Annotated in this window: 8 protein-coding genes; 4 read left to right on the forward strand and 4 right to left on the reverse strand. The window is 36.2% G+C overall.

The window, feature by feature from the left end; all coding sequences use genetic code 11:
* Nucleotides 1–9: 9 nt before the first annotated feature.
* Complete coding sequence (locus EDD61_RS01740) at nt 10–411, reverse strand: SRPBCC family protein (protein ID WP_008687494.1); 402 nt, start codon at nt 409–411, stop codon at nt 10–12.
* A 1,391-nt stretch (nt 412–1,802) separates the two neighbouring features.
* Here EDD61_RS01740 and EDD61_RS01745 point away from each other — a divergent pair.
* Complete coding sequence (locus tag EDD61_RS01745; protein WP_008687492.1) at nt 1,803–2,237, forward strand: MarR family winged helix-turn-helix transcriptional regulator; 435 nt, start codon at nt 1,803–1,805, stop codon at nt 2,235–2,237.
* The gene (locus tag EDD61_RS01750; RefSeq protein ID WP_008687490.1) at nt 2,230–3,561 is read left to right on the forward strand and encodes an MATE family efflux transporter; all 1,332 of its coding nucleotides are present in this window, start codon (nt 2,230–2,232) and stop codon (nt 3,559–3,561) included. Before EDD61_RS01745 ends, EDD61_RS01750 begins: the two co-directional genes overlap by 8 nt.
* Nucleotides 3,562–4,128: 567 nt before the next feature.
* On the opposite strand, the gene EDD61_RS01755 is transcribed toward EDD61_RS01750, so the two are convergent.
* From EDD61_RS01755 to deoC, 3 genes are all read right to left on the reverse strand, one after another.
* Nucleotides 4,129–4,899 (reverse strand): DeoR/GlpR family DNA-binding transcription regulator, encoded by a 771-nt coding sequence (locus tag EDD61_RS01755; RefSeq protein ID WP_132223522.1) that lies wholly within the window; start codon nt 4,897–4,899, stop codon nt 4,129–4,131.
* Between the two features lie 146 nt (nt 4,900–5,045).
* Nucleotides 5,046–7,475, reverse strand: a complete 2,430-nt coding sequence (locus EDD61_RS01760; protein WP_132223525.1) for a glycyl radical protein — start codon at nt 7,473–7,475, stop codon at nt 5,046–5,048.
* A 77-nt stretch (nt 7,476–7,552) separates the two neighbouring features.
* Nucleotides 7,553–8,266, reverse strand: a complete 714-nt coding sequence (deoC, locus tag EDD61_RS01765) for a deoxyribose-phosphate aldolase (RefSeq protein ID WP_008979425.1) — start codon at nt 8,264–8,266, stop codon at nt 7,553–7,555.
* Between the two features lie 299 nt (nt 8,267–8,565).
* On the opposite strand from deoC, the gene EDD61_RS01770 reads away from it, so the two are divergent.
* Together EDD61_RS01770 and EDD61_RS01775 are read left to right on the forward strand one after the other, a co-directional pair.
* The gene (locus tag EDD61_RS01770) at nt 8,566–10,005 is read left to right on the forward strand and encodes an extracellular solute-binding protein (RefSeq protein WP_132223528.1); all 1,440 of its coding nucleotides are present in this window, start codon (nt 8,566–8,568) and stop codon (nt 10,003–10,005) included.
* A complete protein-coding gene (locus EDD61_RS01775) occupies nt 10,002–12,947 on the forward strand; it encodes an EAL domain-containing protein (protein ID WP_132223531.1) in 2,946 nt (981 codons plus the stop codon). Before EDD61_RS01770 ends, EDD61_RS01775 begins: the two co-directional genes overlap by 4 nt.
* The last annotated feature ends 4 nt before the right edge of the window (nt 12,948–12,951 follow it).

Genomic DNA, 12,951 nt, shown 5'->3' on the forward strand with positions numbered 1-12,951 from the left:
ACGCCTATCTTATCCTTGTTTATCTAGGGCATTTGCTAGATCCTGCATATAAGTTTCCTGTTGTTTTTGTAGAAAGCCTTTTATAAATGGTTTCATATAAAATTTTTTCACCCTTACTTCTTCTGTAAATATCACTTGTGTCCCAGCATCTGTATCATAAAGACAACCTTCCCAAGAGCCACTCATATTCTTATTCTCAATAGAAAACGCATATACCCGATAAGGTTCTTTCTTAGTAATGGTAAAGGTGGTTGTGATACCATCCAAAGATCTTTCTTGAAACTTTTGATCATCCAAAACTTTTATTTCACTTATATCACTGCGCCAAGCATACGTGTCCAATGACGTCATCAAATTCCATACTTGTTGTATGGGATATGGAAATACTTTTTTTATTGTTGAAACAGTCATAATAAACATTCCTCCTTTATTTTCTTAAACGACGATTCGCCTTACCATAAATATCTGCGTATGCAGACGTTGCACAATGTGATATATATATTTTAACAGTAAAAATCGCCATTTCAGCTTCTTTATTACCAGAAATTGTCCTTTGCTAACGTCAATCATCGTTCCCTGTTTGTTTAACCATCCACATATGAAAAGCGAATAGGTTATTTTATTGTATCATAATCACAAAGCAACACAATATAAAGTACAATATGCTTGTTGGTTTTTATCTTTTATCACACTACCTTTTTGATAGGATACCCTATTTTTTTATTTATGATATCACTGTAAGTCATCCATACACATAAAAAATTGGTTATTATTTTATGTCTTAACTTATGCTTTATAAGTTTTCACATTCCATCGATAGACATCTTACCTATATATTATACAATGTCATATAGGACAACATCCTGTCATATTAACCATGATTTTATCAAAGGTTCATCATCCTATGAATTTTTTACTTTTTGTTTTGTTCATAGAAAAGATATAATATTTACATGATGATGACTTCGCAACATCTATACCATGAATGAGAAAACGAGGATGCGGCTATGACAACTGACATAGCAGAATTAGATTAGATATGGCATTAAATAGTATGCATATGTATTTTTGAAGTGATTCGCAGCAATTAATATACACTTATTTTGCTAACAGTGAAGCCTTTTTGGGCATTAAAGCAGAATCAATTTAACAGGATATTGCCTCTTACAGTACAATGCCTGTTGACGCATTTGAAAAGCAGTATCAAATTATTCTGATGACCGTGCCATAATGGATATAGCTTTTCGAATATTTATTGAAGCTATTCTGCTTCTTATGTAAATAAAGCTTTATATCCGGTGGAGAAATAAAAAGCTTTTATTGCTAATTTCATGCTTTTAAAGATACCCCATTAGTTACAACTTTTTGCGTTCTTTGCCAATTGGGTACGGATACTATCGCATTTATAAATGATATATACTAAAATTAACCATACACGAGGTAAAGGATATTTCATCTTATATATTCAGAAACTATTATAAAGAATTATGTGAAGAAAAATCATAAATAATAAACTTGCGATAGGTTTAGATATGACTGTTTCTGAATAGCTTGATATTCAAAAATGAACGTATCAGCATTTGATGGTGCATAGCAGTATATAAATTTTTAAATCATATATTTAAAATATTGTAACATTGTTATGAGTTATTTTATTGTAACAATGCTTTTTTGTGTCTAACTTGAAAAAGTTAATAGTAAATCAAGAGATCGTGAAGCAAATTTTAAATGACCGTTGACATTAGTACGGATTCGTACTAATGTATAAAGGTACGAATCCGTACTATAAAAAGGAGGCTATTATGCAAATTCGAGAACAAATCAAATTAGTCAATATTGCTCTAAGTGGAACATTAGATTTATATAGGATATGGGCTAAAAAACATCAATTAAATTATAATGCTCTAGTCATCTTATATACTCTAAATGATTATAAAAAATGCACACAAAAACAAATCTGTGAATGGTGGGCTTTACCAAAACAGACTGTACATGGTATTTTATTGGACTTTGAAAAAAAAGGATATATCACTATTACAGCCAGTACTAAAAATAAAAGAGAAAGACTCATTGCATTTACTGAAAACGGTGAGATATTCGCTTCTTCTATTTTGAATAGATTATACCAAATGGAAGAAAACGCCATGCATAAGTTAGGAGAAGAAAAAAGAAAACAACTTATTGAGAGCAATACAAAATACTATGAATTACTAAAGGAGGAAATAGAAAATGGATAAAACATTGGCTAAAAATTTTAACTTTGCTTCATTACTATCATTTGCCATACCAAACGTAATTATGATGATAAGTCTATCCATGTACATTATCATAGATGGCATGTTTGTTTCTCGTTTGATTGGAACTACTGCATTATCAGCAGTTAATATGCTTTATCCTGCTATCTGTTGCGAAATGGCCATTGCCATTATGATTGCAACTGGAGGTAGTGCTATTGTTGCAAGAAAGATGGGCGAGGGAAAACAGAAAGAAGCACAAAATAATTTGAGTTTTCTTATCGTCGTCGAGTTATTAATAGGGATTTCTATTGCTATATTGGGAAATTTATTTACTTCAAATATCGTTTCATTTTTAGGTGCCAGTTCAACACAAGCTCCATTATCAATTACTTATGCAGAAATTATATTTACATTTGCACCAGCATTTTTTCTACAAACTGCTTTTCAGACCTTCTTTGTAACTGCTGGAAAACCATCATTAGGATTGGTTGTTACAATATTAGCAGGGATAACAAACATAGTACTGGATTACGTTTTTATGGCACCATTAAATATGGGAATTGCAGGTGCGGCAGCTGCAACAGGAATCGGCTACTGCATTCCTACTATTGTCGGTATACATTTTTTCTTGACTGCTAAGCATAATGCGCTGTATTTTGTCCGACCTAAATTTGATAGCAGAGTACTATTGCAGTCTTGTACAAACGGCTCATCAGAAATGATAACAAACTTAGCAAATGCAGCTACTACATTTTTATTTAACTATACTCTATTACAGTTTTACGGAGAAAATGGTGTTGCCTCTATAACGATTATTTTATATTTTCAATATATTTTTACAGCGCTCTATTTTGGCTACGCTAATGGTATCGCACCAATTCTGAGTTATAAGTTTGGAAATGATGATAAAATGCAATTGAAATGTATCTTTAAAAACAGTATCTTGTTTCTAATCATTAGTTCAATAGTAGCAAACATATTAATGCATATATTCTTGACAAGAGCATTAACTATTTTCACTGTTGCAAATAGTGATGTTTATAACATAACATTGCATGGGTTCAATATTTACTCTCTAGCATTTACTATTATGGGATTAGGTATTTTCTCATCTTCTATGTTTACAGCTTTTTCTGATGGTAAAACATCGGCGATTATATCATTTTCCAGAACATTTATTTTCATCATAGGTGCTATTCTTATTCTCCCAAAGATATTTGGCGAGATTGGTGTTTGGATAGCTGTTCCAATAGCAGAGATATTAGGATTCATCATAGCTCTTTTTTATCTAGTTATGAATAGAAAAAAGTTTTCTTATATTTAAAAGATCTTAAATTGAAAAAATTGTTTTAATCGTTGTTATAGTTCTTATCAATTCCCCTCAGTAATAAGATAAATGGGGCAGCCATGATTATGGCGGTGATACTGTTCACAATGATGAAGATTTTATGACTTCATGTAGCTTTAAAATTTCGGACAATGAGAGCGTTAAACTAGTAGACTACTAGATAGCTGATAGAATATGATGATTATCTTATGAGCTGTGCTCACCCGTCAATTTATAAAATTAAGTATTAACGTCATCATTTTTACACATGAGTATATCGTTTCTCAGTTTATTGAAAGCAGAAGTGAAAACTTCTTATTTTCTGCTCATACCTTTGATGACAAAATACCCTTTTAGATTTCTCAATCCCCCTAAAATCATACAAATGAATTTTCAGCATGGTAAATAAATATTAAATATAAATGAACAGAGACAGTGATATGAATTTAATTTTTCTATTTGAAAAGAAAGTATTAAAATCATGAATAATCCATGTACTCAATGATATAAACTTCCTTATACTTGTTCCAATATTAGATATAAATGGTAATACATTGACTTATTTTATTCAGTTTTTGCAATCATAAAGTTTTCCGGTAGCTCTTCATCTTCCTGTAACACACCTTCATCGCATAGGATACCGTCAAAACGACTAAAGTCAGTAAAACTGCAAAAACCTTTGATTTTAGTTTTACTGGAATCAATAAGCAAATAAGATTGTTGAGCAAGCTGCATGGCTTGCTTTTTTACTGCCAGTGTATCCATTTCTGCTGTATAAACCTTATGACGCAATAAGTCAATACCGGCACAGCCAATAAACGCAAAATCAAAGTTAAAGCGTTGCAAAGTTTCTAACGCTATGGGGCCCACTGCCATCTTATATTCCGGTATCAGTTTACCGCCTACTGCGAATAATTCAGCCACATCACTGTCAAAATGCTCTTGAATCAAGGTACTATGAGTAACGATTTTAATCTTTTTCGTTTGCAAATATGAAAGCATTGGAAAAATACTGGTACCTCCATCCAAAAAAACACAATCCCCATCCTTGATGAATTCTGCTGCTTGCTTACAAACGCGGTTTTTTTGTTCAAAATGCAGCTGTAGGCGATCGAGCATACGGCTTTCATCATTCTTTGACAGGATATCCGTTTTCTGATTTTTTTTGGCTCCGCCATGTATTCGTATCAATAAGCCTTGCTTTTCCATTTCTTCTAAATCTCGACGTATCGTCACCTCACTCACAGCTAATTCCTGTGACAGATGCCGAACATTCACACACCCTTTGGCATTGAGCTTAGTCAGGATGTAATCATTTCTTTCATGTGCCAGCATGTACTTCACCTCAATATCTTGTTTCATTATACTATAAATTTGTTCTTTTGCGTATCCAACGCGAAGAAATAACACACAATGGATAAAAATAAAAGGAAAGTCTTACGCGTTCATCCATCTGATTTTAGCAAGACTTTCCTAGATTGCTAACAAGTTATTTGATTTTCCGTGCGAGCAATAATGGCTTCTTGTGCTTGTGGCATCAAAGAGATGAATTGTGCACAATATCCGGCTACACGTACGATTAAATCGCTATGCTTTTGCGGATGTTTCTGCGCATCACGCAAGGTTTGGCTGTCAACGACATTAAACTGATTATGATAAATGCCTTTGCGTGCAGATACATACAGAAAGTCAACAAACTTTTTTAAATTTTCATCTCCCTGCAATGCCGCAGGTGCAAAACGCATATTTAACAATTGCCCGGCAGCCACCATATGATTTGGCAATTTTGCTACCGAATTAATAACCGCAGTAGGTCCTTGGGTATCACTTCCCTGTGTTGGTGAACACCCTTCATTTAAAGGAGTCCCGGCATAACGCCCATCCGGAGTTGCCCCTACCACAAACCCATTTGGTACATAAGAGGTGATATTACTAGTAGACATCGTATAACAGCTTACCTTTGGCCCTTTTCCTTTACGCAGCGTTTCATAATCAGACAATAAAGCAAGATAAGAATAGAAAACATCCGCTACGATCTTATCAACCTCATCCTGATCATTGCCAAATTTAGCAGCCTTTTTAACAAGCTTATGAATCTTACGACTTGCTTCTGTTTGCCAATTATCATGCATGGCGGCAAGTAATTCTTTCATGGTAAATCGTTTATCTTCAAAGACCAACTTTTTTATTGCATAAAGTGAATTTCCAACGACACTGGGTCCAATATTAGATTGTGATATCACATCATAGCGGCATCCGCCTTCTTTTAAAGTCTTCCCTAATTTTAAGGAATCTTGAATCAGACAGCTAGCAAAAGGATCGGCATCATAAACAGCTAATGAAGCATCACAGATAGCATCACATTGTACACTGATGTCGGAATAAAACTTTAAATAGGTCTTCCAAGCCTGCCACAGCTCTTCATAATTTTGGAAATCGACAAAGGCTTCCTCACTTGCTGTATATGGCAACATACGGATACCACTTGCTGGATCATAGCCATTGTGCAACATGATTTCTAACACTTTTCCCCAGTTAACATAGGTCATGCCCGTAGCTCGATGGCCATATTTACCAGGTACACCGGTTTCCACGCAACCAATCGGACAATAATCCAAGGCATCTTCTTTAGGAATGCCCAAAGAAAGCAGACCGGCCACTGCTGTTTCATCATGAAACATACTCGGCATGCCACAGCCGGTGCGAATAAGCTTAGCGCATGCCTCAACAAAAGAACGTGGAGAATCCTTATGGTAACGTGCCGAAAAATTAGGTTCTGCCAGAGAGCATAAATGCATCGCCTCAATACATAAATAGGATAATGTGTTTGTGCCATCTTTTCCATTCGGCATAAGACCACCCACAACCAGATTGGAATAGAGTGGATATCCTTGTGAAAACCGTGTATGGCCATATGGACGTACCTTATTACAAGAGGAATTCATAAGGAACATATGCGTGATGATTTCTAATGCATTTTCCTTTGTTAAGATTCCTTTCTTTATATCCTGCTCATATAAGTCCAGCATATATTGATCAAAACGTCCATAACAGAAAGAATGTCCATTGCTCTCGATCATTTGCCAGATATGAATCAGATAGACGATTTCACAACCTTCATGAAAACTACGTGCTCCCTGTTCTAACATGGTTGCGGCCATATCACTTAATTCTCGATATTCCATCTGTTTCGCAATATCTTTACATGTTTTGGCCTTTTCCTTAAAATAGATCGCAAATCGCTTACAGTATTGCAAAGCTGCCTCTAAAACTAGAATGACTGCCTCATAGTAAGCTTTTGAAGAAGCACTGATGTCATCTTTTTGCAATGCTGTTTGTGCCTGTTGAATGAAATAGCGAAAACCATAACGTAAAACCATGGCATGATCAGGTACGATATGTCCATCCCCACTCATGGAGATACCACCACGATGCAATACTCCCTGTTTCTCTGCCAAACGGATATCATCACTTATATGACGGTTTACTTCATCTTCATGGGTATGGGACAACCAAAAAGGCGCGATGTCTTTGATGTCCTGCTTTACCTGTTCACTGATGGTAAATACATCACCATCGCGCTGAGCAAAGCTGTCTAATTCATCTAACACCCACTGTATGGAATATTCAGGATAAATCGGAGCGGCAAAATTGCACGATGCCATATTTCCAAAGATCAAAGAATCCTCTTCTGCATAAATACTCATATGTGTAAGGGTATAAGCAAATGCCTGCGCTTTGCGCAAAATATAAGGTTCTCCTTCATTGTTCTGAAATACTTGTGTATACAGTTTTGCCCGCTCACTGCAAATGGAAGCCTTACGTTTTTCCATCTTATTGCGCAAACGCTTTATACGTGCTCGATCAAAACGTTGTTCCTGTAGTGGCTCTATCAGCCAATCTTCCTTCATTGCTCTCACCTTCTTTAATAATTATAACATCCATATACGAAAGACAGAAAGCACAACACTCTCTGTCTATCATTTTCTTATTTTTTATCCAATCCTAAAACTACCGGTACAGAACGATAGCCCACGCCCATACGATCAATGCCCATATCAATGAGTTGTAAGAAGTGTTCTCTTGTACGAATACAGCCACTTCCCTTCACCTTACATTTTCCATTAACTTCTTCCATCATGACTTTAATGATTTCACAAGTTGCCCCATGTGCCTCATATCCAGTTAAAAAACCGGTACTCGTTTTTACAAAATCAACACCTGCTTCTATGCAGCATTTACAAGTCTTTCTAACCTGTTCTTCATTTAAAGCATCGGTTTCAAAAATAACTTTTAATGCTCTTCCATAGGAATGTGCTAATTCGGCACATGCTTTTAAATCCGCTGTAACAGCATCATATTTTCCACTGCGAATATGCCCGAAATTAGCGACAACATCAATTTCCTTTACGGTGTCATATCGAGCAACAATTTCAATTTGTTTTAATTTAGATTCAGTAGAACTTGTGCCAAAAGGAAAATCACATACAGGACAAAGCATCGTATCGCTGCCCTTTACGATAGGTTCACATAAATCCATATATCCCGGGTTGATGCAGATGGTTGCACAGCCAAGTTCCACACCATCTTTTGTTAGAGCGATGATTTCTTCTTCCGTAAACTCTGGTTTCAAAACCGAATAATCAATATAGGCTGCTAATTCTTTTACTGTCATTTCATTTGCTTTTTTGTTTGGTTTCATATGTTATTTCTAGAGAATCGTACATTCTCCTTCCTCCTTACTTGTATAATAGAACATTTCCAATCATTTGTAAAGCACTTTTTGTTGTTTTATTTACGTTTTAATGTTCGATTGCTTTCGTTTTTAGCATTTCTCGATATTTTCCCTTACCCTCTTCATCAGCCTCTTTCTTTTCTATTCCACATAAGATACATGTTATTCACAAAATTGTCATAAATCTATGATTAAATACGCGAGAAAAAACAATATGGTGTATAATAAGGATAATAAACGCTTGTTCACCTAGGAGGTAGGACATTATGAAAAACATAAAAAAATTAGGGGCAATCCTATTGAGTACCTTATTCCTAATGAGTAGCTGTAGCTCTAACAGCAATCACGGTTTATCTGCTGATCAGCCTGTCACTTTACGTTTATGGCACTATTACAGCGGTTCACAAAAAGAAGCTTTCGATGATCTTGTTGAAGAATTTAATACAACCGTCGGAAAAGAAAAAGGCATTATTGTCGATGCTATCGGAAAAGGAAGCATCAGCAATATCGCAAATGATGTGAATAAGTTATTAAAAAATAAGGAAGAGACGGAAAAACTGCCTAACATGTTTGCCGCCTATCAGGATACCGCACAGATGGCTATGAATGAACATAAATTGGTATCTATGGAATCTTACCTTAGCGAAAAAGAAATTCACACATATGTAGATGGATTTTTAAAAGATGGTCGCTATGTTGGCAGCGATGAAACCATGCTGTTTCCAATCGCTAAGGCCAGTGAGGTCATGATTATTAATAAAGAAGAATGGGATCGTTTTGCTAGCGCCACTCATGTGAGTAAGGCGGATCTTTCCACATGGGAAGGCTTAGCTAAAACAGCGGAATTGTATTATGAGTATAGCAATGGCAAAGCCTTTTTTGCCCGTGATGCTTTGGCAAATTATCTCATTTGTGGTGCACATCAGCTACAAGATGATATCTTTCAAGAAAAGGATGGGAAAGTAGCTTTTGCCATCAGTGATAAAACATTGCGTCGTCTCTGGGATAATTATTACATTCCTTTTATAAAAGGATACTATGTAAAAAACGGACGTTTTGCCAGTGATGATATTAAAACAAAAGATGTGATTGCTACCGTTTCTTCAACGGCTGGAGGAACCTTTTATCCCAACGAAGTCATTGATGAACATGGGGATAAACAAAAAGTGAGTTATCTGGTATTGCCAACACCACATTTTGAAAATGCCCAAAATGCGGTCATATCGCAAGGTGGTGGCATAGCCATAACAAAAGCAGATGAAACAAGCGAATATGCCTGCATCGTCTTCTTACAATGGTTTACGGAAACAAAGCGTAATATTACATTTTCTGCAGCATCCAGTTATCTGCCTGTTAAAAAAGAGGCAAACACCTATCAAACATGGGAAACGACCTTGAAGAAACATAATATGAACCCTAACAACTTATTAAAGGATATTGTTAAGACAACGATGGATGAGGTCAATGATCAAAAACTGTATGCAGCAAATTCCTTTGATGGTTCTTATGAAGCACGCAGCTATTTGGAAAAAGCTGCTAATATGAAAGCCATTGAAGATCAAAAAGCTATTCAGAAAGAAATACAAGCAGGTAAGAGCCAAGAAGAAGCCATGGCTTATTATCTATCAGATGAAAACTTTGCCAAATGGGTACAGCAATGCCGTAAAGATATGGAAGCTCTATTACAAGGGGATAAGGCACAATGAAGCAACGGCATGTGCATTCATTATTTCAACGCCTGTTATTAACTCTGATTATTTTGGTCTTGCTCATATCTTCGATTTTCTTTATCTCCCTTCTTAACAGCAGTGCCTTGCAAGATTTAAAGGCCAGCAGTTTTAACCTGTTTGATCAGCGTGTCATGTATCGCAGTGACGCCATTCAAAAAAACTTAAATGAACGCTGTTTAGATACAGATGATGTAGCCATGATCATCTCTGCTACACATCCACTTTATGAGCATAGAAAAACATTAACATCGCCTTACTTAAATGAAGATATTTTAAATCGGCTGCATAGTTTAACCAAAACCAAAAAAATCAACGGCATTTACCTTATTTTAGACAAAGAGGTTTTTCACAGTAAAGAATATCCAGCCTTTTATCTGCAAGATGCTTCCCCCGAAGAATCTTTCAATGATAAAACAGATATTACGGCCAAGTATGGTGATGCTGCCTTATTAAAACAAAATGACTTTATCTTAGATCAGAATTGGAAACCCTCCCTTACGATGAAGGAAGACGAGGATACATTCGATTTTTACTTTAAGCCAAAAAAAGCTGCGGAAGAAAACCCTCAGCTGAACATGTTGAACTGTGGCTATTGGAGCACTAGTTCACATATGGCTGACTCCCCTACTCCCTTACTTAGTTACAACATTCCTTTATTCAACCAGGATCATCAGGTTTATGGTGTACTGGGTATCGACCTTTCCGTTGAGTATCTAAAGAACTATCTGCCCTATGAAGAATTAAATGATCATAGTAAAAAAGCCTTCCTTTTGGCCAATCGAGAAAGCGATGATGCCTATCATATCATCCTATCGAATGGACCAGCCTACAGTGCTTATTTGAAATACGATACATCCATCGTATTAACGGATGCCCCTTATGGGAAACGCATCAGTGCTCCGGCACTCAGTGATGATACCCTTGCTTGTGCTCATCAGCTAAAGCTTTATTCATCCTTTAGCCCATTTCAAGATACCCTTTGGTATTTAATCGGTGTTGGTTCTGAAGATGAAATCTTTTATTCAACAAAACAAATTCATCAGCTTTTGCTATATGCCTGTATCACCGCTTTAATCATTGCGACACTGGTAGCTTTATATGGCAGTATGCTGTTTACGAAACCGATTCGCGCTTTAGCCACAAGACTTCGGCAAACACCGGTAACAACCAATAAGATTGAACTGCCGAAAACCCATATCAAGGAAATTGATGAATTAAGTGCTTCCATTGAAGATCTAAGTTATCATTTGCATGGTGCAGAAACTCGCTTATCCTATGTCCTACACACAATCGATATCCCAATTGGAGCTATTGAGATATATAATGAACGTAAAGTTTTCTGTACAGAAAAAGTAGGAACATTGTTGGGATTTCGTGATCCTTCAAAAATGGAATACACGTTTAAAGCTTTCATGGAAGAAATACAGCTTTTTAATAAAAAAATCATCTCTAGCGAAAAACAGATAAATACAGAACATAGGACCAGTGACATCTATCTGATACATGTTACAAATTCCGCAGAACAAACATGTTGGCTGCGTTTCCTCATCAATCGTGTCGAAGGAAATCGTGTGATTGTCGTCAGCGATGTGACTTTGGAAATACAAGAAAAAGAACATCTGATGTATGAACGTGATCATGATGTGCTGACCCAACTATTGAATCGCAGAGCTTTCCGTGTCCATTGTGAAGCAATACTGAAACAAGCTGATTTGAAAACCTGCGCCATGGTATTATGGGATCTTGACAATTTAAAACTTGTTAATGATACCTACGGTCATGATGCCGGTGACCATTTGATTTGTGCACTTGCAGATGTACTACAAAAGGAACGCGGACCTAACTGTATCGCAGCTCGTATGGCTGGTGATGAATTCCTCTTATTCTATCACCATTTTGAAAATGAAGAAGCCATTTTGAAACATATCCGTCATATTCATGAAGTTGTTAATGAAACGAAAATGCATTTCGGCAATGACGATATTACCCGTGTAAAAGTATCTGCCGGCATTTCTTGGATGCCAAAAGATGCTATGGATTTTGATACCTTGATAAAACATGCAGATTTTGCAATGTATGAGGTAAAAAACACACAAAAAGGAAATATCCGTACCTTTAGTGAAGAACATTATCTTCACAACAACTTAATATTTGATGGCCGTCAGGAACTGATGAATATCTTAGAAGAGCAACGTGTCAGCTATGCTTTCCAGCCAATTGTTGATGCCAAAACTGGTGCTGTACTAGGTTTTGAAGCCCTTATGCGTCCTAATAGTGATATTCTAAAAACCCCATCCGATGTCATGCAAGTCGCCAAAACACAAAAACAATTGCACCGTGTGGAGTATATGACCTGGACACAATCTTTATCCCATTTCAGTCAACAGGTAGCGATTGATAAACAATGGAAATTATTCATTAATAGTATCCCTAGTATACCGATGCTTGACGAAATTAAACAATACCTAGAAGAACACTATCATGAATATCTTTCCAAAATTGTTATTGAATTATTGGAAAGCGAAGAAATCGAACATTCCTATATGCTAAGCAAACAAGACTTCTGTCGCCGCTGGCATGCCCAAACAGCTTTAGATGACTTTGGTAGTGGCTATAGCAGTGATCATCGCTTATTCAACGCACAAGCAGACTATGTCAAGATCGATATGGAATTCATTACAAATATCGCCCACGATAAAGGACGCCAAATGCTTGTAAAAAGCGTTGTCAGCTTTGCTCACAGCCATGATATCAAGGTAATTGCAGAAGGCGTTGAAACACATGAGGATCTGGTATATCTGATACAGCACGATATCGATTATCTTCAAGGATATTATATTGCAAAACCTGCTTATGCTATTAAAGATATTGAAGAAAGCAAACAGCAAGAAATCCGCGCTATTTATAAAGCGGTATAGAAGA

It is taken from the genome of Longicatena caecimuris (assembly GCF_004341945.1).
In the GTDB taxonomy this organism is placed as follows: domain Bacteria; phylum Bacillota_I; class Bacilli_A; order Erysipelotrichales; family Erysipelotrichaceae; genus Longicatena; species Longicatena caecimuris.

Excerpts from the sequence above, each read along its gene's own strand:
- EDD61_RS01745 (WP_008687492.1), top strand. The coding sequence starts at position 1,803 with ATGCAAATTCGAGAACAAATCAAATTAGTCAATATTGCTCTAAGTGGA.
- deoC (WP_008979425.1), bottom strand. The coding sequence starts at position 8,266 with ATGAAACCAAACAAAAAAGCAAATGAAATGACAGTAAAAGAATTAGCA.
- EDD61_RS01755 (WP_132223522.1), bottom strand. The coding sequence starts at position 4,899 with ATGCTGGCACATGAAAGAAATGATTACATCCTGACTAAGCTCAATGCC.
- EDD61_RS01740 (WP_008687494.1), bottom strand. The coding sequence starts at position 411 with ATGACTGTTTCAACAATAAAAAAAGTATTTCCATATCCCATACAACAA.
- EDD61_RS01770 (WP_132223528.1), top strand. The coding sequence starts at position 8,566 with ATGAAAAACATAAAAAAATTAGGGGCAATCCTATTGAGTACCTTATTC.
- EDD61_RS01775 (WP_132223531.1), top strand. The coding sequence starts at position 10,002 with ATGAAGCAACGGCATGTGCATTCATTATTTCAACGCCTGTTATTAACT.
- EDD61_RS01750 (WP_008687490.1), top strand. The coding sequence starts at position 2,230 with ATGGATAAAACATTGGCTAAAAATTTTAACTTTGCTTCATTACTATCA.
- EDD61_RS01760 (WP_132223525.1), bottom strand. The coding sequence starts at position 7,475 with ATGAAGGAAGATTGGCTGATAGAGCCACTACAGGAACAACGTTTTGAT.